This window comes from Actinoplanes oryzae, from assembly GCF_030757795.1.
Classification (GTDB): Bacteria; Actinomycetota; Actinomycetes; order Mycobacteriales; family Micromonosporaceae; genus Actinoplanes.
Window position 1 is genome coordinate 22168 of record NZ_JAUQWH010000033.1, and the last position, 21889, is coordinate 44056.

The following is a 21889-nucleotide window of genomic DNA, read 5'->3' on the forward strand; positions in this document are numbered from 1 at the left end:
GTCAGCCCAGCGAGCGGAGGAAGGACGTCAGGGCCTGCCTGTACGGCGCCACGGTGGCCAGGTCGGCGTACTCCTCGGGGCCGTGCAGGCCGTCCCCGCCGGGGCCGAAGATGACCGCGTCCGTGCCCGCCGCGTAGTAGAAGCGGCCGTCCGCCGCGCCGTGCTTGCGCAGCAGGTCGCCGCTGTAGCCGGCCTCACGCGCGGCCGCCTGCAGCAGGGCCACGTCGCCGGAGTGCGGGTCGGCCCAGTGCGGCGCGCCCAGGTTGTCGACGGTCACCCGCACCCCGCACAGACCTTCCAGGTACGCGGTCAGCTCGGCGGCCGTCTTCCCGGTGAGCTCGCTGTCCTGGGGCGGGAACCGGATGTCCAGCCACGCGGTGGCCACCCCGGGCACCTGGTTGACGGCGCTGTCCGGGGTCTCGATGCGCGCCACGTTGACCGTGGTGACCCACTCCTCCGCGGCCGGCACCGGATGGCGCTCGAGCAGCCGCCCGATCGCCGCCTGCAGGGTGAGCAGGGCGTTGTCGCCGTTCCACAGGTACGCGGCGTGGGCGGTGCGGCCGGTCGCGTGCAGCCGGATCTGCAGGATGCCCTTGCTCTCGTTGACGACCCGCAGCGCGCTCTGCTCCCCGATGACCACGAAGGCGGCCTCGACCCCCTCGGCGATCTGGTGCGCCGTCCCGTGGAAGCCGCCGACCTCCTCGTCGGTGACCAGCTGCAGCCCCAGGGGGTACGGGACCTCGCGCGCCAGCTCGCGGAAGACGTCGGTCAGGACGAGGGTGGCCAGCTTCATGTCGTGCGCGCCCCGGCCGTACAGGCGACCGGCGTCGATCCGGGGCCGGAACTGCTCGCCGGTGCCCGGGACGACGTCGACGTGCCCGTTGAGGAGCACCCGGAACCGCGGCCGTGGCCCGCCCGTCCACAGCAGCGCGCTGGGCTTGCCGTGCGACTCGAACCACTCGACCTCAAAGCCCGGCCCGGCGTACGCCACCACGTGATCGAGCGCCCGCTTGAGCTCGGCGGGCCGGTCGGCGGTCGAAGGAATCGCGATGAGCTCCCGCGCGGCGGCCACGATCTCGTCCATCCGGCCATGATGTCACCCGGCCGCGCCGGGCACCGGTCAGAGCGCGTAGCGCGAGCGGAAGAGGCGGCCGGGGTCGGCTGCCGCGCGGATGCGCCGGAGCCGGTCGAGGTGCGGGCCGTGGTAGAGGGGCAGGGCTCGCGGGTCCGGCTCCAGGTAGTTGACGTAGCGGCCGGCCGACCAGGGGGCCATCGCGCGGTGGCCCGCGTCGATCCAGGCGTAGGCGTCGGCGGGCGGGGCGTCCTCGACCAGCCACTGCAGCATGGTGTTGGCGCCGCGCCAGGGGAAGGCGGTCGCGTCCGGGGCCACCCGGGCCACCGCGCCGGTCATGCGCTTGAGCTTCGCGACGCCCGGGCGGCGGGCGCGGGCGCGGCGCTCCACGGCGGACAGCAGGGCGGCGATGCCGGGGGCGGGCAGCGGGCGGCGGAAGATCTCGCTGCCCACGAGCTCGGTCGAGCGCACCGCGCAGGCGGCCGCCGTGGCGCAGCCCGCCCGGTCGTGGACCACGTCGAGGTACGGCCGGCGGGCCGTCACCGCCTTCGCGGGCGACCTTCCCACCGCGCGGACCAGGGCGGCGACCTCGGCGTCGGCGTCGCCGCCCAGGACGGTGCCGGAGACGCGTACGGACAACGCGCCGGTTGCCGACGAGCCGAACTGACACGCCGACCAGGCCTCGCCGGGCGCCGTGGCGAGCCGCGCCTGCCAGCCCGCGGCGACCCGGGCGGCGTCGGCCCACCGCCAGGTCAGGACGAAGGTGCCCGTCGCCGGGGCGGGGTGGGTGCGCAGGTGCCACGCGGTGACGACGCCGAACTGGCCGCCGCCTCCGCCGCGCAACGCCCAGAACAGGTCCGGGTCGCGCGCACTGTCCACTGTGCGGCGGCGCCCGTCGGCCGTGACGATCTCGGCGGCGCGGACGGCGTCGCACGTGAGCCCGTACGCGGAAGCCCCCAGGCCGATGCCCCCGCCCAGCGTGACGCCGCCGATGCCGACGGACCCGCACGACCCGGAGGGTACGGACACCCCGCGCGCGCCCAGCTCGTTGTAGACGGTCATCAGCGTGGCGCCGCCGCCCACCGTGGCCGTGCCCTGGTCGAGCGCGACCCCGTCGAGCCGGCGCAGGTCGAGCACCAGCGCGCTCGCCGATGTGGAGTCCCCCGTGTAGGAGTGGCCGCCGCCGCGAGTGACGATCGCCACCCCGGACCGGCGCGCGAACCGCACAGTCTCCGTGACGTCGCCGGTGTGGGCACATCGGACGACCGCGGGCGGCCGGATGCCGTCGAAGCGCGGGTCGACGAGCGTGCGGCTGCGCTCGTAGCCGGCCGTCCCGGGCAGGTCGAGCGTGCCGTCCAGCGCCCGGTCGAGCGCGGCCCAGTCCGGCCTCGGAGGTGTCAACGGCAGGGCGGCGGCGCCGAGGAGCAGGTGACGACGGGACAGCGGCATGCGCGCATTCTGCTACAAAACGGTCGTCCGGGGCGGCGGCGCGGCGGGCGGTCACCTGTGGAAAACCTTTCCTGGGAAGAACCTTTGAACTGTCGTGGAGATCGTCTCGTACTTGTGGCTGTCGACGACGCAGTGAGTTCCTCGGAGCGCGGCCGGTGCGGACCGCGCGGACGAAAGGCAGAGCATGAGTCGTGTTCGTTACGGCAGCCGGGCGGGCAGCAGCCTGTCGCGCCGCCGCGTTCTCACGATCGCCGCGGCTGTCGGGGTGGGGGCCTCGGCCGCGGGTGTCGCGGGGCTGAGCCTCGCCGGCGAGAACGACAGCGCGGGTGCCGGCGGCGGCGAGTCGCTGGTGCTGTCCCTGCGCGACGCGAAGAAGGGCACGTTCGACCTGTTCTCCGGCGAGTCCAAGGTGACCATCACCGACAAGGACCTGCTGAAGACCCTGCTCAAGGCCGCGAAGAAGGAGAGCTGATGTCCTCGCACCGCGAAGCGCCGGAGATCAGCAAGGACCCGGTCGCCGACAGCTCCGACCTGTACGCGTTCGTCAGCCCCGACCACCCCGACACGGTGACGCTGATCGCGAACTACGTGCCGCTGCAGCTGCCCGCGAGCGGCCCCAACTTCTTCGAGTTCGGCGACGACGTGCTCTACGAGATCCACGTCGACTCGAACGGCGACGGGCGGCCCGATCTCACGTACCAGTTCCGCTTCCGCACCGAACTGCGCAACGACCGGACCTTCCTCTACAACACCGGGCCGATCGAGTCGCTGGACAGCGAGAACTGGAACCGCCGGCAGTTCTACTCGGTGACGAAGGTCGACTCGCACGGCAAGCACACCGTGCTCGCCGAGAAGCTGCCGTGCCCGCCGTGCAACGTGGGCCCGCTGTCCATCCCGGACTACGACAAGCTCGCCGAGGACGCGGTCCACAAGCTCAAGACCGGCGAGAAGGTCTTCGCGGGCCAGCGCGCCGACGCCTTCTTCGTGGATCTCGGGGCGATCTTCGACCTGGGCACCCTGCGCCCGTTCCAGGACAAGCACCTCATCGGTCAGAACCTCTTCAAGGGCGCCGGTACGGCCGTCAATGCGACCGACCGGATGAACGTGCACAGCATCGCCATCCAGGTCCCGCTGCACATGGTCCGCAAGGACGGCAAGAAGAAGGTCCGCGGCCGCGACCCGGGCGCCGTCATCGGCGTCTGGACCTCCGCCAGCCGCCGCCAGGTGCAGGTGCGCAACAGCAAGGACGACAGCGACGTGTTCGTCGGCCCGCAGGTGCAGGTGTCGCGCCTGGGCAACCCGCTGTTCAACGAGGTCATCGTGCCGATGGCGCAGAAGGACCTGTGGAACAGCCTGCCGCCCTCGGAGGACAAGCGCTTCGCCGAGTTCGTCGAGCAGCCCGAACTGGGAGCGCTGCTGCCGGTGCTGTATCCCGGGCTCTTCGACAACCTCGCCGAGCTCAACGAGGCGAAGACCGCCCGCGCCGACCTGGTCGCCATCCTGCTCACCGGCATCCCGGACGGCCTGATCGACGACTTCCAGAACAACACCGGCGACACGCAGGCCGACATGCTGCGGCTCAACACGGTGATCCCGCCCGCCAAGGAGGAGAACGGGTTCGGCATCCTCGGCGGCGACCTGGCCGGCTTCCCCAACGGCCGCCGGCCCGCCGACGACGTGGTGTCGATCTCGCTGCGGGCCATCGCCGGGGCGACCTTCCCCCTGGTGGACGAGAAGTTCACCCCCGACGACGCCGCGGCGCTGGTCGAGCAGGGGCTGTCCGCCAAGGACGTCAGCTCCAAGCTGCTGAAGAAGTTCCCCTATCTCGGCGTGCCCTTCGACGGCTTCAACAACCCTCCGGGGAGTGACAAGTGAGCCACACGCATCACACTCTGGCTCCCTCGGGCCAAGGTACGGTCGTGCTCAACATCGGGCAGGGGATCGGCGCGCTGGTCGTGGACACGCCGGGCAGCCTGCACGGACACGAGATCGAGGTCAGCCCGGTCGAGGACTCGGCCGTGCGTACGCATGCGGCGGTCCGCGCCCGGTACGTGCGCGACGGCGTCCGCTTCAGCATGGTGATCGACAGCCTGCGCGAGGGCCGCTACGTGGTCTGGCGCGACCCGGTCACCCCGCTCGCCGAGGTCGACATCGCCGGGGGAACGGTCACGGAGTTCGCCTGGCCTTCGTAACTAACGGTATTCCGCTCGTCCGTCTAGGGTGAGCGGATGGACGTGCCCGACACCGACGACGCCGTCCGCGCGGTCCTGCGCACCACCGACGTGGAGCAGGCCCGCGCGTTCTGCCGCCGCATGTTCTACGGCCCCCTCGAGGTGAAACCGTCCGGCGCCCCGGACGGTTTCACCTTTGCGGGCGACGTCGTGCAGACCGGCCCGATCACCATCGGTGAGATCAGCTACGGCGTCGAGATGTGCGTCGAGATGGGCGACCTGCGCACGGCCTACCACGTCCTGGCCCCGCTCACCGGCTCGGTCCACGCCCGCCACCGCGGCGCCGCCGTCACCGCCGACCCGGGCCGCGCCGCCGTCTTCCAGCCCACCGGCGACATCACCACCCGCTGGTCCGCCGACTGCCGCCTGATCAGCGTCAAGGTCGAGCGCCTCGCCTTCGAGCGCGAGCTGTCCACCCCGGACGTCCCCGGCGGCCGCCCCCGCCTGAGCACCGCCTTCGGCCTGGCCGGCGGCCCCGGCCGCAGCTGGCTGGGCCTCGCCCGCCTCCTGCACCGTGAGCTGCGCGAACCCGACGGCCTCTCCCGCCTGCCGGCCCTGCTGCACCGCTGGCGCGACCTCGCCATCAGCGGCCTGGCCTGCGCCGTCGAGCACCCCACCGGCGACAGCACCCCCGACCTGCCCACCGCCCGCCGCCCCCGCACGGTCAAACGCGCCCTCGACGCCATGCACGCCGAACCCGGCCGCCCCTTCACCGCCCGGGAGCTGGCCGCCATCTCCGGCGTCGGCGTCCGCGTCCTGCAGGAGTCCTTCCGCCGCCACGTCGGCGTCCCGCCCCTGACCTACCTGCGCCGCCTGCGCCTGGAGGGCGTCCACGCCGACCTGACCCGCGCCGGCAAGGGCGAGGTGAGCGTGAGCGAGGTCGCCCACCGCTGGGGCTTCACCCACCTGGGCCGCTTCGCCGGCGCCTACCGCGACCGCTACGGCACGACCCCCTCCGAAACCCTCCGCGACCGCTCCTGAGCGCTCCTGAGCGCGAGGATTGCCCAGCTGGTGTGCGCCATCGCCAGCATCGCGGACGCAGCGGCGACTGTTCGGCCGTTCGGTGCTGTCGAGGAGGCCCGACGGCGGGGCGCCCTCGGCTGCACCAACTCGCCGCAGGAGCTGATCCAGATGGTGACCCGGGCCCTGCGGACCACCCGCATCGGGTGATCGGTCGCCAATGTCCCGGGGAGTCGTTTGGGGTCACGCCCGGTCGGACGGCTCAACCCCGGCCCGCCGGCCGGCTGGGCCGGGGGGCCGGGGTTCTCCCGGACGCTCGGGTCAGGGCTCGACCTTCTGCCCCTTGCCGATGACCACGATGCCGCCGTCCGAGACGGTCCAGCGCTTGCGGTCGGCCTCCAGGTCGACGCCGATCTGGGCGCCCTCGGGGATGATGATGTTCTTGTCGATGATGGCGTTGCGGATGACCGCGTTGCGGCCGACCTGCACGCCCTCCATCAGCACCGAGTTGGAGACGGTGGCCCACGAGTTGATGCGGACGTTCGGGGAGATGACCGAGCGCTCGACCAGGGAGCCGGAGACGACCACCCCGGGGCTGATCATCGACTCGACCGCGCGGCCCTGGCGGTCCTCGTAGCCGTGGACGAACTTCGCCGGCGGCCAGGAGCCGTAGTTGGTGAAGATCGGCCACTCGTGGTTGTAGAGGTTGAAGATCGGGACCGTGGCGATCAGGTCCATGTGCGCCTCGTAGAACGAGTCGAGCGTGCCCACGTCGCGCCAGTAGCCGCGGTCGCGCTCGGTGCTGCCGGGCACGTCGTTGTCGCGGAAGTCGTAGACGTTCGCCTCGCCCTTCTCCACGAGCATGGGGATGATGTTGCCGCCCATGTCGTGCTTGCTGTCCGGGTTCTGCGCGTCGAGCGACACGGCCTCGCACAGCGCGCCGGTGCTGAAGACGTAGTTGCCCATCGACGCGTAGATCTCGTCGGGGGAGTCGGGCAGCCCGTCGACCTCCTTGGGCTTCTCGCGGAAGGCGCGGATCCGCTTGCCGTCCTCCGCCACGTCGATGACGCCGAACTGGTCGGACATCGACTTGGGCTGGCGGATGCCGGCCACCGTCACCGACGCGCCCGAGGCGATGTGGTCGTTGACCATCTGCTTCGGGTCCATGCGGTAGATGTGGTCGGCGCCGAACACGATGACGTAGTCCGGCTTCTCGTCGTTGATGAGGTTGAGGGACTGGTAGATGGCGTCCGCCGAGCCGGCGAACCAGCGCGGGCCGAGCCGCTGCTGCGCCGGGACGGGCGTGACGTAGTTGCCCAGCAGGGTCGACATCCGCCACGTCTTGGTGATGTGGCGGTCGAGGGAGTGCGACTTGTACTGGGTGAGGACGACGATCTTGAGATAGCCGCCGTTGGCGAGATTCGACAGGACGAAGTCGATCATGCGGTAGATGCCGCCGAACGGGACACCGGGCTTGGCCCGGTCCGCGGTGAGGGGCATCAGGCGCTTGCCTTCGCCACCTGCCAGAACGATTGCGAGCACCTTGGGAGCCATGCCCGTGAACCTATAATTCCGCGCCCTCTTCCGCCAGCCGGACGCACTATTGTGCGTGACGTGACCGACTCGCGCTCGAAATTTGACCTCCGCGTCGACCTGATCACCCGGGAGTATCCCCCGGAGGTCTACGGCGGCGCCGGGGTGCACCTCGAATACCTGACCCGTGACCTGCGCGCGCTCGCCGACGTCCGGGTGCACTGCTTCGGCGCCCCGCGCACCGAGCCGGGCGTCACCGCGTACCCGGTGCCGGAGACCCTGGCCGACGCCAACGCCGCCCTGCAGACCATGGGCGTCGACCTGGCGATCGCCGCCGGCGCGGCGGGCACGGACCTGGTGCACAGCCACACCTGGTACGCCAACTTCGCCGGCCACACGGCCAAGCTCCTGCACGGCGTGCCGCACGTGGTGACGACCCACAGCCTCGAGCCGCTGCGCCCGTGGAAGGCGGAACAGCTCGGCGGCGGCTACGCCCTGTCGAGCTTCTGTGAGCGCACGGCCATCGAGAACGCCGACGCCGTCATCGCCGTGTCCGGTGGCATGCGCCGGGACGTGCTGCGGGCCTACCCCTCGGTGGACCCCGGCAAGATCCACGTGGTCTACAACGGCATCGACACCGAGCAGTACGCCCCCAACCGCGGCACCGACGTCGTCGAGCGCCTCGGCATCGACCTGAACCGGCCGAGCGTGGTCTTCGTCGGGCGCATCACCCGGCAGAAGGGCCTGCCCTACCTGATGCGCGCCTGCCAGGACCTGCCCAAGGACGTGCAGATCGTGCTCCTCGCCGGCGCCCCCGACACCAAGGAGATCGCCGCCGAGGTCGAGGGGCTCGCCACCCAGCTGCGCGGCGCCCGCGACCCCGAGGGCGTGATCTGGGTGCAGGAGATGCTGCCCAAGCACGAGGTCGTGCAGGTCCTGACGCACGCGACGGTCTTCGTGTGCCCGTCGATCTACGAGCCGATGGGCATCGTCAACCTCGAGGCCATGGCCTGCGAGACCGCCGTCGTGGCCACCGCCACCGGCGGCATCCCCGAGGTCGTCGCCGACGGCGAGACCGGCCTGCTGGTGCCGATCGCCCAGGCCGAGGACGGCACGGGCACCCCGCTCGACCCGGACCGCTTCGTCGCCGACCTCGCCGCGGCCATCACCACCCTGGTCCAGGACCCCGGCCGCGCCCGGGAGATGGGCCTCGCCGGCCGCCGCCGGGCCGTCGAGAAGTTCTCCTGGTCGACGATCGCCCGCGACACCCTCGAGGTCTACCGCACGGTGCTCTGAGCTGGCCGGGCTGGGCGGCGCGCGGCTGGTCGCTCCGCCCTTGTCCGCGCGGTGCTCACGGCGGCTTGGTTCTCCGGCTTACCGCGCGGCGGCTCTCGTGGTCAGCGCGCGGTGTGCCTCGTGCTCACCGCATGGTGGTTCTCGCTCCCCGCATGGTGGTCCTCGTGGTCACCCCGCGGTGGACTGGGCCGCCAGGATCGCCTGGGCGACCGCGCGTCCGGACAGCCAGGCCGTCTGGACGCGCGGCTTGCCGAAGGCGTCGCCGGCCAGCCAGACCCGCCCGTCGGTCACGAACGGCCGCGTCTCCCCGGCGGCCGGCTGCGCGAATGTCCACCGGTGCGTGGCGACCTCCGGCTCCTCCTTGATGCCGAGCAGCTCCCCGGCCGCCGCCGCGAGCAGCGGCCCGGCCTGCGCCGGATCGTCCAGGTGCCGCCGGGCCAGCTCCGCCGTCGAATGCGCCACCAGCACCGGGGCGCCGTCCCCGCGCCGATCGCCGTCGTTACAGACGGTCGCGAGCACGGGATGGTCGTTCACGAACGCGCCGTGCAGCTCGCCCCACACCCGCTCCGGATACGTGAGCACGGCCGCGATCACCGGCTCCCAGCGCTGGGCCCGCGCCGCCTCCGCCACCGCACCGGGCGGGTCCAGGCGCAGCGCCTGGGGCCCCGGCATGGCGAGCACCACGGCGTCCGCGTCCGCCGGGATCGCGCTCAGCGTCGTCTCCAGCCGCACGTCGAGCCCCGAGGCCAGGTCCTCGGCGAGGGAACGCAGCCCCTTGCCCGCCGCCCACCGCTCCGTGCCCCGGGCGGGCTCCCCGGGGAAGACCTGGAACGTGTCGGTCCACGGCCGGGCCAGCCCCCGGGCCCGCCAGCCCTCCGCCACCGCGCGGAAGTCCGGGTCGTCCGCGACGAAGTAGGCCGCGCCGATGTCCGCGTACCTGTGGCCGTACCTCTTGCTGGCAAGCCTGCCCCCGACCACCCGGCCGCGCTCCACCACCTGGACCCGCACACCGGCCGCGCCGAGCTCTCGCGCACAACTCAGCCCGGCGACTCCCGCACCCACCACGACGACGTTCATGCCGACGAGCCTAGGCCGGTCCGCGCCGGGCGCCCGGAGTTATCCACAGCCGCGGGTTGTCCACAGGGCGCCTTGCCTCGCCGGGCAGGACCGCCCAGCATCAGCACCGCCACCACTGCCGCGACCGAGAGACCGAGGGGGAGGAATGAGTCGCTTTCGCCGGGCCGTGCAGACTGGGGGGATGCGCCGACCCCCCGTCCGCCTGACCCTTGTCGTTGCCGCCGTGGTGCTCGCGGCGGTCGTGCTCGGCATCGGCCTGGTGCGCGCGGCGACCTACGAGGAGCCCGGGGTGACGCCGATCGCGCGGCCGGGGCAGCAGCAGGTCGTCCCGGCGCAGGGGACCGTCGGCACGTGCGCGGGCAAGCCGGTAAAGGCCACGCGCGAGCTGCGGGGGATGTGGCTCACCACGGTGCTCAACATCGACTTCCCGAGCAAGCCGGGCCTGTCGCCGGCGCAGGTTCAGGCCGAGTACCAGAGGTGGCTCGACCTGGCCGTCTCCCGGCGGCACAACGCGATCTTCGTGCACGTGCGGCCGTCCGGGGACGCGTTCTGGCCTTCCGCGTACGCCCCCTGGTCCGAGTGGCTCACCGGCAAGCGCGACGGCAGGTCGCCGGGGTGGGACCCGATGGCGTACATGGTCGCCGAGGCGCACAAGCGCAACCTCGAGTTCCACGCGTGGTTCAACCCGTACCGGGGGACGCAGCCGGGACCGTCCGGGCCAGGCGCCGACTTCGCGAAGCTGGCGCCGAACCATCCGCTGCTCAAGCACCGTGACTGGGCGATCGCCTACCCGAAGGGCAAGAAGACCGCGCGACTCTACTTCGACCCGGGCAACCCCGCGGCGCGCAAGTTCGTCGAGGACTCCATGCTCGAGGCGGTGCAAAAGTACGACATCGACGGCGTGCACTTCGACGACTTCTTCTACCCCTATCCGGAGGGCGGCGGCAACGAGTTCGGCGACGATGCGTCCTTCGCGAAGCGGGCGGACAAGGGGCAGTCGCGCGCCGATTGGCGGCGGCAGAACGTCAACACCCTGGTGCACGAGATGAGCACGCGCATCAAGGAGCTGAAGCCGTGGGTGAAGTTCGGCATCAGCCCGTTCGGCATCTGGCGCAACAAGTCCTCGGACCCGGCCGGCTCCGACTCCGCGGGCCTGGAGAGCTACTCCGCCATCTACGCCGACACCCGCACCTGGGTACGCAACGGATGGCTGGACTACGTCGTCCCGCAGCTGTACTGGACCATCGGGTTCGACAAGGCCGACTACGGCAAGGTGCTGCCCTGGTGGTCGGCGCTCGTCAAGGGCACCAAGGTCCAGCTGTACGTGGGTCAGGCCGACTATCGCGTCGGCGAGGACGGCGCGTGGAGCAAGCCCGACCAGCTCGACCGGCAACTCACGCTCAATGACAAGTACGGGGTCCAGGGCAGCGTTCATTACAGCGCCAAGCAGGTACGGGCCGACCGGCTGGGTGCCGTGTCGAAGTACGCGGCCGACCACTACGCCGCCCCGGCCCTGCTCCCGACGATGCAGCAGCTGCCGCTCGCCGCGCCTGCCACGCCCCGCCTCAACCTGGCCCGGCGCGCGGGGAGCACCGTGACCGTCGAGTGGGCTCGGGGCGAGGGTGCCGACCCGGTGTCCTGGGCCCTCTACCGCGTCGACGGCGCCGCGGCGAACCTGGTCGCCACGGGCCGCGTCGGTGCCCAGGACATCGCCGACCCGGCCGCGCCCGCCGCCGGCGCCACCTACTGCCTGAGCATGCTCGACCGTTCCGGCAATGAGAGCCCGTTGAGCGCCCCAGTGAGCATCAGCTCCTGACGCCGCCTCCCGGCGCGTGGCTTGTGACGCGTGCGCTCGTGCGTCCCGCCCGCCGCGTGCTCGTGGCGCGTGCTCGTGCGTTCGGGCCGTAGCCGTGGCCGTGGCGCGCTCGTGCGTTCGTCACGCTCCTGTGGCTCGCTTGTGCGTTCGCTGCGCTCGTGCGTTCGTCGCGCTTCTCTGCCGCGCTCGTGCGTTTGTCGCGTTTCCGTGCCGCGGCGCTCGGGTCAGCCCGTGACGCGGCCGTCGGCGACCTCGAGGTGGCGGGTCGTGTGGACGGCCTCCAGCATGCGGCGGTCGTGGGTCACCAGCAGCAGGGTGCCTGGATAGGTGGCGAGGGCCGACTCGAGCTGCTCGATCGCGGGCAGGTCGAGGTGGTTGGTCGGCTCGTCGAGCACCAGCAAGTTGACGCCGCGCGCCTGAAGCAGGGCGAGGGCCGCGCGCGTCCGCTCGCCGGGGGAGAGGGTGACCGCCGGGCGCATGACGTGGGCCGCCTTGAGCCCGAACTTCGCCAGCAGCGTCCGCACGTCCGCGTCGGTCATGTCCGGCACCGCCGTCCCGAACGCCGTCAGCAGCGGCTCGTCACCCAGGAACAGCCCCCGTGCCTGGTCCACCTCGCCCACCACGACGCCCGAGCCCAGGTGCGCCGAGCCGCTGTCCGGCGTGATCCGCCCGAGCAGGGCCGCGAGCAGCGTCGACTTGCCCGCGCCGTTCGCGCCCGTGATCGCGACCCGGTCCGCCCAGTCGATCTGCAGCGTGACCGGCCCGAGCGTGAAGCCGCCCCGCCGCACGACCGCGTCGCGCAGCGTCGCCACCACGGACCCCGACCGCGGCGCCGCGGCGATCTCCATGCGCAGCTCCCACTCCTTGCGCGGCTCCTCCACCACCTCCAGACGCTCGATCATCCGCTGCGTCTGGCGGGCCTTCGCGGCCTGCTTCTCGGTTGACTCGGCCCGCATCGCCCGGCCGATCTTGTCGTTGTCCTTGGACTTGCGCCGCGCGTTGCGGACGCCCGTCTCCATCCAGTTGCGCTGCATCCGGGCGCGGTCCTCGAGCGAGGCACGCTTGTCCGCATACTCCTCGTAGTCCTCGCGCGCGTGCCGCCGGGCCCGCTCGCGCTCCTCCAGGTACGCCTCGTAGCCGCCGCCGTACAGGTTCACCTGCTGCTGCGCCAGGTCCAGCTCCAGCACCGCGGTCACCGTCCGGGCCAGGAACTCCCGATCGTGGCTCACCAGCAGCGCCCCTGCCCGCAGCCCGCCCACGAACTCCTCGAGCCGCCGCAGCCCGTCGAGGTCCAGGTCGTTGGTCGGCTCATCGAGCAGGAACACGTCGTACCGGCTGAGCAGCAGCGACGCCATCTGCGCCCGCGCCGCCTGCCCGCCCGACAGGGCCGTCATCGGATGGTCCAGCGCGACCCCGAGCCCCAGGTCGGCGGCCACCTCGCCGGCCCGCTCGTCCAGGTCGGCGCCGCCCAGGTCGAGCCACCGCTCGAGCGCCGTCGCATAGGTCTCGTCCGCCCCGGCCGCCCCCGCGGCCAGCGCCTCCGCCGCCGCGTCCATCGCCGCCTGCGCGGGCCCGACCCCGGTGCGCCGGGCGAGGAAGTCGCGCACGGTCTCCCCGGCCCGCCGCTCCCGCTCCTGCGGCAGATAGCCGACCGTCGCGGTGGGCGGGCTGAGCGACACGCTGCCCGCCTCGACCGGCACGATCCCGGCCAGGGTACGCAGCAGCGTCGTCTTGCCCGCCCCGTTCACCCCCACGAGCCCCACGACATCGCCGGGCGCCACCACCAGGTCGAGCGAACGGAACAACACACGGTCGCCGTGCCCGGCGGCCAGATCACGGGCAATCAAGGTGGCACTCATCGGCTCACGACTCTATCGGCCCGCCCGCCCCGCCCCTGGCCCGCCCGCCCTGCTCGGCTCGCCCGGCCCCCGCCGCTCCGCCTCCCGGTGTGCTCGTCCCCCCAAGCCTCGCCTCCCGGCCCGCTCGTCCTGTGCCGTCCCACCTCCGGCGGGCCCGTCGTCCTGGACCTCCCCGCCTCCCGGCGCGCCCAATCCGTGCCGCCCCGCTCCTGGCGTGCCCGTCGGCCTGGACCCTCCGCCTCCCAGCGCGCCCGTCCCCTGCCGGCCCGCCCCCAGCCCAGCGCGCCCGTTGCTCGGCGCGCGCCGGCTGCGAGCCGCCCGTGAGGCCGTCCGCCGGTCATCAGGCCGTCATGGGCACCGCCGTCCCCGACACGCGGACGCCCGCCTCGCCCGGCACCAGCGTCACGGTCAGGTGACCGGGACGACCCATGTCGGCGCCCTGCGCCAGCTCGATCACTGCATCGTCCGGGACCAGCCCGAGCGCCCGCAGGTAACCGCCGAAGGCGGCCGCCGCGGCGCCCGTGGCCGGGTCCTCGTAGACCCCGCCGACCGGGAACGGGTCGCGCACGTCGAACGCGGCCGGCCCGGTCCGGTGCACGAGCTGCACGGTGGTCCAGCCCCGCGCCTCCATCAGCCGCTTGAGGGCGGGCACGTCGTAGTCGAGTTCGGCCAGCCGCTGCCGGGTGGCCGCGGCGAGCACCGGATGATGGGCGCCCGCGTACGCCACCCGGGGCGGCAACGCCGGATCCAGGTCGCCGGCGGCCCATCCGAGCGCGGCCAGCAACGCCGCGAGATCCTCGCCGGGCAGCTCGGACACCGTGGCGGCGACACTGGTCAGGGTGGCCCGGCCCGCGTCGTCCACCTCCACCGGCACCGCGCCGGCGTTGGTGACGAACTCGTAGCGCCCGGCGCCGCCCCGTCCGGCCAGTGCCACGGCCGTCGCGACCGTGGCGTGCCCGCAGAACGGCACCTCGGCCAGGGGACTGAAATACCGCACGCGGAACGTCCGGCCGCCGTGGTCCTCGGTGAGGAAGGCTGTCTCCGAATAGCCGACCGCGGCCGCGATCGCGAGCATCTCGGCGTCGCTCAGGCGGGCGGCGTCGAGCACGACGCCGGCCGGGTTGCCGCCGGTGGGAACAGCGCTGAAGGCGGCGTACCGCTGGATGTCGATGTCGGTCATGGCGATCAGCTTGCCCGGCCGCGCCCGGCGTGACCACCCTCTTTGGTAGCCATGCCCACCCTCCAAGGAGGGTGCAAGATCGCGAGATCGGGTACCAAAGAGGCTTGGTCGATGGGGTACGGCGCGGAGTAGCGTTCCCGGCGTGACAGAGGCTTCCCCACTGGTCCCGACCCCACCTGCCGACCTACCGCGCACCCTCGGTGAGCTCCGCGCCGCCGGGCACGAGTTCCGCACCGTCAAGGAGGAGCTGCGCGACAACCTGCTCGACCGCCTGCGGCGCGGCGCGCCCCGGTTCCCCGGCATCGTCGGATATGACGACACCGTGCTGCCGGAGGTCGAGCGGGCGCTGCTCGCCGGCCACGACATGGTCCTGCTCGGCGAGCGCGGCCAGGGCAAGACGCGGCTCATCCGGGGCCTGATCGACCTGCTCGACGAGTGGACCCCGTTCATCACCGGTTCCGAGCTGCGCGAGCACCCCTACCAGCCCCTGACTCCGGCGACCCGGCGGCTGGCCGAGGAGGCCGGCGACCTGCTCCCGGTGTCCTGGCTGCACCGCTCCGAGCGCTACGGCGAGAAGCTGGCGACGCCGGACACCAGCGTCGGCGACCTCATCGGCGACGTCGACCCCATCAAGGTGGCCGAGGGCCGCGCGCTCGGCGACCCGGAGACGATTCACTTCGGGCTCGTGCCGCGCACCAACCGCGGCATCTTCGCGGTCAACGAGCTGCCCGACCTCGCCGAGCGCATCCAGGTGTCGCTGCTCAACGTGCTGGAGGAGCGCGACATCCAGGTTCGCGGCTACCAGCTGCGCCTGCCGCTCGACCTGCTGCTCGTCGCCTCGGCCAACCCGGAGGACTACACCAACCGGGGCCGCATCATCACCCCGCTCAAGGACCGCTTCGGCGCCGAGATCCGCACGCACTACCCCCTCGAGGTGGAGCTGGAGGAGAGCCTCATCCGGCAGGAGGCGGCGCTGGCGGCCGCCGTGCCCGACCACCTCATCGAGGTCATCGCCCGCTACACCCGCGCGGTGCGCGAGTCCCCGGCCGTCGACCAGCGGTCCGGCATTTCGGCGCGGTTCGCGATCGCGGCCGCCGAGACGGTCGCCGCGTCCGCGCTGCGCCGCGCCGGGCTGCGCAACGAGCGCGAGGCCGTCGCCCGCATCGGCGACACCGCCTCGGTGACCAGCACCCTGCGCGGCAAGGTCGAGTTCGACAGCGGCGAGGAGGGGCGCGAGGTCGAGGTGCTGGCCCACCTGCTTCGGGTGGCCACCGCGGAGACGTTCCGGGCCCGGCTGGGCGGGCTCGACCTGTCCGGCTTCACCGACCTGGTCGCCGAGGGCGCGATCATCGAGACCAGCGACCTCACTTCGGCCGAGGAGCTGCTCGGCCAGCTCGGCACCGTGCCCGGCCTGGCCAAGGTGCTCGACCGGCTCGGCCTCGGCGACGCCCCGAGCCCGGGGCAGGCTGCGGCGGGCGTGGAGTTCGTGCTCGAGGGCCTGCACCTCACCCGCCGGCTGGCCAAGGAGCTGACCGACGACGGACGCACCCTCTACGGGAGCTGAGATGAGCGGCACGACGACCGTGCGAGGCGGCAGTCCCGCGCCGCGCCATGCGTCCGCACGAGCAGTCACGGAGGGGAGGTAGGCGATGGCCGGAAACCGCTTCCGGTACGGGGCCTGGAACGACGGGCCCGACCCGCTCGCACCCCCGTACGACGTGCGGGCCGCCGTGGACGAGGTCGGCGAGCGGGTCCTCGCCGGCGACAACCTGCGCGACGCGCTGCGCGACCTGCTGCGCCAAGGGCCCCGCGAGGGGAGGGGCCTCGACGACCTGCGCTCCCGGGCCCAGCGGCTGCGCCGGGAGGCCCTGCGGCGCGGCAACCTCGACGGCGCGGTGACCCGGGCGCGGCAGCAGCTCGACCAGGCCCTCGCCGCCGAGCGCGACGAGCTGCGCGGCCGCGACGACCTGGACGCCCGGTTCAACGAGGCGGTGCTCGACAACCTGCCCCGGTCGACGTCGCGGGCGATCGAAGAGCTGCGCGACTACGACTGGCAGAGTGCCGAGGCCCGGCAGACGTACGAGCAGATCCTCGACGGGCTGCGCCGGGAGGTCGTTGAGCAGCGGTTCGCCGGCATGCGCGACGCCTTGCAGAACGGTGACCTGGCCACCGATCAGCGGCTCTCCGAGATGCTCGGCGACCTCAACGACCTGCTGGGCAGGCACGCCCGGGGGGAGGACACCGGCGACGCCTTCCAGCAGTTCATGGAGAAGCACGGCGAGTTCTTCCCGGAGAAGCCGGAGAACGTCGAGGAGCTCATCGACTCCCTGGCCCGGCGGGCGGCGGCGGCCGAGCGGCTGATGCGGTCGCTCAGCCCGCAGCAGCAGGAGGAGCTGTCCCGGCTGATGGACCAGGCGCTCGGGGACGGGCCCCTGCGCGGTCAGCTCGGCGAGCTCACCGACAACCTGCGCGCCCTGCGGCCCCAGCTCAACTGGGGCCGGGGCGAGCGGATGCGCGGCCGGGAGGAGCTGGGCTACGGCGACGCCACCGCCGCCCTCGAGGACCTCGCCGAGCTCGACGACCTGCTCGACCAGCTCGACGACGGGCGGCCCGGGGCCACCCTCGACGACGTCGATGTGGAGGCGGTCGAGCGGCAGCTCGGGCGTGGGGCGGCCGACGACGTCCGGCGGCTGCGGGAGCTCGAGCGGGAGCTACGCCGGCAGGGCTGGGTCACCCGCGACGGTGACGGCCTCACCCTGTCGCCGAAGGCGCTGCGCCGGCTGGGCCGCACGGCGCTGGCGCAGATCTTCAAGGACCTCACCGGCAAGCAGCGCGGCGAGCACGACCTGCGGGACGCCGGGGCGGCCGGCGACCTGATCGGATCGTCGCGGCGCTGGCAGTTCGGCGACGAGCAGCCGCTCGACGTCGTCCGCACGATCGGCAACGCGGTCCGCCGCCGCGCCGGGGGAGGCACGGGCACGCTCCCGGTGCGGCTGCTGCCGGAGGACTTCGAGGTCGCCGAGACGGAACGGCGCGCGTCGGCGGTGGTGGCGCTGTGCGTCGACCTGTCGTACTCGATGTTCGCCGACGAGCGCTGGGGCCCGATGAAGCAGACGGCGCTCGCGCTGTCGCACCTGGTCGCCACCCAGTTCCCGCAGGACTCGCTGCAGATCATCGGCTTCAACAAGTACGCCATGCCGCTCACCCAGGGCGAGCTGGCGGCCATCGAGCCGGACATGGTCAAGGGCACCAACCTCCAGCACGCGCTCAAGCTCGCGGGCCGGCACCTGCGCCGCCACCCGGGCGCCGAGCCGGTGGTCCTGGTCGTCACCGACGGCGAGCCGACCGCGCACCTGGAGGACGACGGCACGGCCTGGTTCAACTGGCCGACCCTGCCGGAGACGGTGGAGGCGACCGTGCGCGAGGTCGACCAGCTGACCCGCTACGGCGCGACGCTCAACCTCTTCATGCTCGGCGAGGACCCGGGCCTGCGCCGCTTCGTCGACGCCGTCGCCCGGCGCAGCGGGGGCCGGGTGTTCAGCCCGGAGGCCGAGGAGCTCGGCCGCTACGTCGTGGACGACTATGTGCGGAGCCGGCGCGGCAAACGCTGACCTTCACCCACGCACGACGGACGAGGCGCCGCGCCCCCGGCGAGGAGCGGCGCCTCACCGTCGCTGCCGAGAACCATGCCGGGAAGCCACTTCCGGGAGCCACGCAGGCAAGCCACGCCCGGAAGCCACGCCCGGGAAGCCACGTAGACAAGCCACGCCGGGGAGCCACGCCGGGCGACGTGATCGTCGGCGACGGCCTCGTGCACGTGCGGTGGCCGTCGACGGGGCGAGCCCGGCACGGTGGCCCCGGGCATGGGTGACGCGGAGGGCGGGCGTCAGCTGCGCGGGGCGTACATGATCAAGCCCACACCGGCGAGACAGAGCAGGACGCCGGCGATGTCCCAGCGGTCGGGGCGGTAGCCGTCCGCGATCATGCCCCAGGCCAGGGAGCCGGCCACGAAGACACCGCCGTAGGCGGCGAGGATGCGGCCGAAGGCGGCGTCCGGCTGGAGAGTGGCGACGAAGCCGTAGAGGCCCAGCGCGATGACACCCGCGCCGATCCACGTCCAGCCGCGGTGCTCGCGCACACCCTGCCAGACGAGCCAGGCGCCGCCGATCTCGGCGACCGCTGCCAGCAGGAACAGCACGATGGAGCGAAAGACGACCACCCCCGCACCCTATCAACCTATCCTCCTAGGATGCCGTACACAGTGTGCTGTGGGTAACAAGCGGGGAACGGCGCGGCACGGGTGACGGGTGCGAGGGACGCGGCTGGATATAGTGGCCCGGCGAGTGACCGGCCCGGTGCGCGCTCCGGTTCGCCTTCCAGGGGGGAGGGCGTCCCGCGCGGCGTGATCAGGCCCGCGGGCGGGGCCCGGGCCGGCTGTGGGGGAGAGGGGGCGCCGTGACGCAGCACGCTGCGCCGGTGCAGGCCGCCAACCGGATCTGGACCATTCCCAACGTGATCAGCTTCGTGCGCCTGCTGGGCGTGCCGCTCTTCCTCTATCTTCTGCTCGGCCCGCACCACGACGTCGCGGCGGTGATCGTGCTGGCGCTCGGCGGCACGACCGACTGGGTCGACGGCTACGTCGCCCGCCGCATGAACTCGGTCAGCCGCCTCGGCGAGCTGCTCGACCCCTTCGCGGACCGGCTCTACATCCTGGCGACGCTGGTCGGCTTCACGATGCGCGAGGTCGTGCCGTGGTGGCTGACCGGGGCGCTGCTGCTGCGCGAGGCGGTGCTCGGTGTGGCGCTGCTGATCCTGCGCCGCCACGGTTACGGTCCGCCGCCCGTGCACTATGTCGGCAAGACCGGCACGTTCGTGCTGCTGGCGGCCTTCCCGGTGATGCTGCTCGCCGAGGCCGTGCCGTCGATCGACCCGTGGGCGCTGCCGATCGGGTGGGGGCTGGCGTGGTGGGCGCTCGGTCTCTACTGGGCGGCGGCGGTCCTCTACCTGGCGCAGGCGAGCGCCCTGCTGCGCGCCGACCGCGCGGCCGTCGCCCGATGACCGAGCCCGTCGGCGGCGCCCCCGGCAGTGCCCCGCAGGAACCGAAGCGGACCTTCACCCCCGACTTTCTGACCGAGTTGTTCCGCAATCCGCTCGATCCCGGCTATGCGGAGGCGGCGGCGCGCAAGGCCCGGGGCGAGGGTCCCACCGGCACCCGCAAGAAGGTGCTCAGTGGCGTCACCGCGCTGACGCTGGTGGCGCTCGGTTTCCTGCTCGTGCTGGCCTATCAGCAGACCGTCGCCGACGAGCCGGCGCGGGCGAAGGCGCGGGCGACGCTGGTCGACCAGGTGCAGCAGCGCCGGGTGACGATGGCGCAGCTGCAGGACCAGGCGGAGCAGCTGCGCGCCGAGGTGGCGGATCTGCGGGAACGGCAGCTGGGTGGTGCGGCCGTCGCCCGGCTGCGGCTGCTGGAGGCCCAGACCGGTCTTGCTGCCGTACGCGGTGACGGCACCCGCGTCACGGTCGGCGACGGTCCCACGCCGATCGATCCGGCGACCGGGGAGCGCAGCACCGATTCCCGGGTACGCGACACCGACCTGCAACGGGCGGCGAACGGTCTCTGGGCGGCGGGCGCCGAGGCGATCGCGATCAACGGTCAGCGGCTCACCGCCACGTCGACGATCCGGCAGGCCGGCGAGGCGATTCTCGTGGACTTCCATCCGGTCAGCACCCCGTACCAGGTGATCGCGATCGGGCCCGGTGACCTGGCCGACGACTTCGGTGACGGGGCGGCCGGGCAGTTCTTCCAGGCGCTCAAGAGCCGGTACGGGATGTCCTACGACGTCGCGGAGATCGGCGAGGTGACCCTGGAGGCGGCCACCGAGCCGATTCTGCGCCAGGCCACGCCCGCCGCGTCCGCCAGTAGTGCGAAGAACGCCACCACAGCCCCGGGCGGCCCGTCGCCCGCCGTGTCCCCCACACCGTCGGAAGGCGGCAGATGATTCCCGTAGTCGCCCTGATCGCCGGGGTCGCCCTCGGCATCGTGTTCCACCCCAGCGTCCCGCCGGCGCTCGAGCCGTACCTGCCGATCGCGGTGGTCGCGGCGCTCGACGCCGTGTTCGGCGGGGTACGGGCGAAGCTCGACGGCATCTTCGACGACAAGCAGTTCGTCGTGTCGTTCATCGCCAACGTGGTGGTGGCCGCGCTGATCGTCTACCTGGGTGACCAGCTCGGCGTCGGCACGCAGTTGTCCACCGGCGTCGTGGTGGTGCTCGGGGTCCGCATCTTCGGCAACGTGGCGGCGATCCGGCGCCACCTGTTCCGGGCATAGTCATGACGAATGACACCCCGCGCCCTGTCTCCCCGGACGAGGAGGAGACGGTGCCGATGCGCAATCCGCTGCGCGACAAGCCGGAGGCGGAGCGCGACGCTCCGGCCGTACCGGAGAAGGAGCCGGAACCGGCCGCGGTGGCCGCGCCGGAGTCATCCGACCCGGTGACCTCGCCGGAAACGGCACACCCGGAGCAGGCGAAGCCGGAGGCCGCGCAGCCGGGCAAGGTCACTCCGGAGGCCGCGCTGCCGGACAGGGTCACTCCGGAGGACGTGCAGCCGGGCGAGGCCGCTCCGAAGGACGCGGAACCGGGGGAGGCGGCGCCGGAGGAGGGGCAGCCGGAGAAGACGCTGCCGGCCAAGGCGCGCAAGCTGTCGTCGGCCGGGCTGCTGATCGGGCTGCTGCTGGCGTTGTTCGGCTTCACGCTGGTGGTGCAGTTGCGCAGCAATGACGACGACTCGCAGCTGGCGTCGATGCGGCAGGACGACCTGGTCCGGATCCTGTCCGATCTCGAGGCGCGTGACCAGCGCCTGCAGCAGGAGATCGCGGCGCTGGACGACAGTCGCCGGCAGCTGACGTCGGACGTCGGCGGGCGGGAGGAGGCCCTCGCGGAGGCGGGCAAGCGCGCCGACGAGCTCGGCCTGCTGTCCGGTACGGTCCCCGCGAGCGGCCCCGGCCTGGTGATCAAGATCGCTCCGGATGCCCAGGCGGTCAAGGCGTCGGCGGTGCTGAACGCGGTGCAGGAGCTGCGCGGCGCCGGTGGCGAGGTGATGCAGCTGGTCGGCGACAACGGCGTCGCGGTCCGGGTGGTCGCTTCGTCCTATTTTGTCGACGCGGCCGGTGGCGACATCATCGCGGACGGTCAGCAGTTGACGGGGCCCTACACGCTGACGGTGATCGGCGTGCCCAGCACCATGCAGACGGCGCTGCAGATCCCCGGTGGGGTGGTGGCGTCGGTGACCCAGGCCGGCGGTAACGTGACCATGGAGCAGCGCGCCACGGTCGAGGTGACCGCGGTGCGTCAGCCTGCCAGCCTGCAGTATGCGCGTCCGGTCTCCTGAGCGGGCGCGCTTGTCGACGGAGGAACG

At 72.7% G+C, this 21889-nt stretch carries 20 protein-coding genes; 13 read left to right on the forward strand and 7 right to left on the reverse strand.

All coding sequences use genetic code 11. The annotated features are described in order from the left end of the window. Position 1: 1 nt before the first annotated feature. Positions 2 to 1084, reverse strand: a complete 1083-nt coding sequence (locus tag RBH18_RS13870) for a M20 family metallopeptidase (RefSeq protein ID WP_306207615.1) — start codon at positions 1082 to 1084, stop codon at positions 2 to 4. 36 nt (positions 1085 to 1120) lie between these two features. Next, positions 1121 to 2521, reverse strand: coding sequence for an FAD-binding oxidoreductase (locus tag RBH18_RS13875; protein WP_306207617.1), 1401 nt, complete (start codon positions 2519 to 2521; stop codon positions 1121 to 1123). A gap of 184 nt (positions 2522 to 2705) precedes the next feature. Between RBH18_RS13875 and RBH18_RS13880 the strand changes: the two genes are divergently transcribed. From RBH18_RS13880 to RBH18_RS13900, 5 genes are read left to right on the forward strand one after another with little or no spacing between them, the layout of a single operon-like run. Further along, positions 2706 to 2993 carry a hypothetical protein gene (locus RBH18_RS13880; RefSeq protein ID WP_306207619.1) on the forward strand — a complete coding sequence of 96 codons (288 nt, stop codon included), beginning with the start codon at positions 2706 to 2708 and terminating at the stop codon, positions 2991 to 2993. Next, positions 2993 to 4396 (forward strand): DUF4331 domain-containing protein, encoded by a 1404-nt coding sequence (locus tag RBH18_RS13885; RefSeq protein ID WP_306207621.1) that lies wholly within the window; start codon positions 2993 to 2995, stop codon positions 4394 to 4396. The genes RBH18_RS13880 and RBH18_RS13885 overlap by 1 nt, the downstream gene beginning before the upstream one ends. Positions 4397 to 4440: 44 nt before the next feature. Further along, positions 4441 to 4713 carry a phospholipase gene (locus RBH18_RS13890; RefSeq protein WP_306207623.1) on the forward strand — a complete coding sequence of 91 codons (273 nt, stop codon included), beginning with the start codon at positions 4441 to 4443 and terminating at the stop codon, positions 4711 to 4713. A 36-nt stretch (positions 4714 to 4749) separates the two neighbouring features. After that, a complete protein-coding gene (locus tag RBH18_RS13895; protein WP_306207626.1) occupies positions 4750 to 5733 on the forward strand; it encodes an AraC family transcriptional regulator in 984 nt (327 codons plus the stop codon). 30 nt (positions 5734 to 5763) lie between these two features. Beyond that, positions 5764 to 5922, forward strand: a complete 159-nt coding sequence (locus RBH18_RS13900) for a hypothetical protein (RefSeq protein WP_306207628.1) — start codon at positions 5764 to 5766, stop codon at positions 5920 to 5922. A 111-nt stretch (positions 5923 to 6033) separates the two neighbouring features. On the opposite strand, the gene glgC is transcribed toward RBH18_RS13900, so the two are convergent. Then, positions 6034 to 7266: a glucose-1-phosphate adenylyltransferase gene (gene glgC, locus RBH18_RS13905; RefSeq protein WP_306207630.1), complete on the reverse strand. Its 1233-nt coding sequence runs from the start codon at positions 7264 to 7266 to the stop codon at positions 6034 to 6036. 60 nt (positions 7267 to 7326) lie between these two features. Between glgC and glgA the strand changes: the two genes are divergently transcribed. Next, complete coding sequence (gene glgA, locus RBH18_RS13910; protein WP_306207633.1) at positions 7327 to 8541, forward strand: glycogen synthase; 1215 nt, start codon at positions 7327 to 7329, stop codon at positions 8539 to 8541. A gap of 168 nt (positions 8542 to 8709) precedes the next feature. Here the strand turns inward: glgA and RBH18_RS13915 are convergent, their stop codons facing one another. After that, positions 8710 to 9618: an NAD(P)/FAD-dependent oxidoreductase gene (locus RBH18_RS13915; protein ID WP_306207635.1), complete on the reverse strand. Its 909-nt coding sequence runs from the start codon at positions 9616 to 9618 to the stop codon at positions 8710 to 8712. Positions 9619 to 9799: 181 nt separating this feature from the next. Between RBH18_RS13915 and RBH18_RS13920 the strand changes: the two genes are divergently transcribed. Continuing rightward, positions 9800 to 11434, forward strand: a complete 1635-nt coding sequence (locus tag RBH18_RS13920) for a glycoside hydrolase family 10 protein (protein WP_306207637.1) — start codon at positions 9800 to 9802, stop codon at positions 11432 to 11434. 224 nt (positions 11435 to 11658) lie between these two features. On the opposite strand, the gene RBH18_RS13925 is transcribed toward RBH18_RS13920, so the two are convergent. Further along, positions 11659 to 13293, reverse strand: coding sequence for an ABC-F family ATP-binding cassette domain-containing protein (locus tag RBH18_RS13925; RefSeq protein ID WP_306207639.1), 1635 nt, complete (start codon positions 13291 to 13293; stop codon positions 11659 to 11661). Positions 13294 to 13633: 340 nt separating this feature from the next. Beyond that, positions 13634 to 14464 (reverse strand): PhzF family phenazine biosynthesis protein, encoded by an 831-nt coding sequence (locus RBH18_RS13930; RefSeq protein WP_306207694.1) that lies wholly within the window; start codon positions 14462 to 14464, stop codon positions 13634 to 13636. Between the two features lie 151 nt (positions 14465 to 14615). Between RBH18_RS13930 and RBH18_RS13935 the strand changes: the two genes are divergently transcribed. Continuing rightward, positions 14616 to 16037 (forward strand): sigma 54-interacting transcriptional regulator, encoded by a 1422-nt coding sequence (locus RBH18_RS13935; RefSeq protein ID WP_306207641.1) that lies wholly within the window; start codon positions 14616 to 14618, stop codon positions 16035 to 16037. 85 nt (positions 16038 to 16122) lie between these two features. Next, positions 16123 to 18084: a vWA domain-containing protein gene (locus RBH18_RS13940; protein ID WP_306207643.1), complete on the forward strand. Its 1962-nt coding sequence runs from the start codon at positions 16123 to 16125 to the stop codon at positions 18082 to 18084. Positions 18085 to 18359: 275 nt separating this feature from the next. Here RBH18_RS13940 and RBH18_RS13945 read toward each other — a convergent pair whose 3' ends face one another. Beyond that, a complete protein-coding gene (locus RBH18_RS13945; RefSeq protein ID WP_306207645.1) occupies positions 18360 to 18692 on the reverse strand; it encodes a YnfA family protein in 333 nt (110 codons plus the stop codon). Positions 18693 to 18928: 236 nt separating this feature from the next. On the opposite strand from RBH18_RS13945, the gene RBH18_RS13950 reads away from it, so the two are divergent. The 4 genes from RBH18_RS13950 to RBH18_RS13965 are packed head-to-tail and all read left to right on the forward strand — an operon-like array spanning position 18929 to position 21862. Beyond that, complete coding sequence (locus tag RBH18_RS13950; protein ID WP_306207647.1) at positions 18929 to 19531, forward strand: CDP-alcohol phosphatidyltransferase family protein; 603 nt, start codon at positions 18929 to 18931, stop codon at positions 19529 to 19531. Further along, positions 19528 to 20472, forward strand: a complete 945-nt coding sequence (locus RBH18_RS13955; RefSeq protein WP_306207649.1) for a DUF881 domain-containing protein — start codon at positions 19528 to 19530, stop codon at positions 20470 to 20472. Before RBH18_RS13950 ends, RBH18_RS13955 begins: the two co-directional genes overlap by 4 nt. Further along, positions 20469 to 20801 (forward strand): small basic family protein, encoded by a 333-nt coding sequence (locus RBH18_RS13960; protein WP_306207651.1) that lies wholly within the window; start codon positions 20469 to 20471, stop codon positions 20799 to 20801. Before RBH18_RS13955 ends, RBH18_RS13960 begins: the two co-directional genes overlap by 4 nt. A gap of 2 nt (positions 20802 to 20803) precedes the next feature. Beyond that, a complete protein-coding gene (locus RBH18_RS13965; RefSeq protein ID WP_306207653.1) occupies positions 20804 to 21862 on the forward strand; it encodes a DUF881 domain-containing protein in 1059 nt (352 codons plus the stop codon). The last annotated feature ends 27 nt before the right edge of the window (positions 21863 to 21889 follow it).

Bases quoted from the DNA above. Each gene is read 5' to 3' on its own strand.
- RBH18_RS13885 (WP_306207621.1), top strand. From the start codon at position 2,993: ATGTCCTCGCACCGCGAAGCGCCGGAGATCAGCAAGGACCCGGTCGCC.
- RBH18_RS13925 (WP_306207639.1), bottom strand. From the start codon at position 13,293: ATGAGTGCCACCTTGATTGCCCGTGATCTGGCCGCCGGGCACGGCGAC.
- RBH18_RS13895 (WP_306207626.1), top strand. From the start codon at position 4,750: ATGGACGTGCCCGACACCGACGACGCCGTCCGCGCGGTCCTGCGCACC.
- RBH18_RS13870 (WP_306207615.1), bottom strand. From the start codon at position 1,084: ATGGACGAGATCGTGGCCGCCGCGCGGGAGCTCATCGCGATTCCTTCG.
- RBH18_RS13875 (WP_306207617.1), bottom strand. From the start codon at position 2,521: ATGCCGCTGTCCCGTCGTCACCTGCTCCTCGGCGCCGCCGCCCTGCCG.
- RBH18_RS13955 (WP_306207649.1), top strand. From the start codon at position 19,528: ATGACCGAGCCCGTCGGCGGCGCCCCCGGCAGTGCCCCGCAGGAACCG.
- RBH18_RS13915 (WP_306207635.1), bottom strand. From the start codon at position 9,618: ATGAACGTCGTCGTGGTGGGTGCGGGAGTCGCCGGGCTGAGTTGTGCG.
- RBH18_RS13965 (WP_306207653.1), top strand. From the start codon at position 20,804: ATGACGAATGACACCCCGCGCCCTGTCTCCCCGGACGAGGAGGAGACG.
- RBH18_RS13880 (WP_306207619.1), top strand. From the start codon at position 2,706: ATGAGTCGTGTTCGTTACGGCAGCCGGGCGGGCAGCAGCCTGTCGCGC.
- glgC (WP_306207630.1), bottom strand. From the start codon at position 7,266: ATGGCTCCCAAGGTGCTCGCAATCGTTCTGGCAGGTGGCGAAGGCAAG.
- RBH18_RS13940 (WP_306207643.1), top strand. From the start codon at position 16,123: ATGGCCGGAAACCGCTTCCGGTACGGGGCCTGGAACGACGGGCCCGAC.
- RBH18_RS13960 (WP_306207651.1), top strand. From the start codon at position 20,469: ATGATTCCCGTAGTCGCCCTGATCGCCGGGGTCGCCCTCGGCATCGTG.
- RBH18_RS13920 (WP_306207637.1), top strand. From the start codon at position 9,800: ATGCGCCGACCCCCCGTCCGCCTGACCCTTGTCGTTGCCGCCGTGGTG.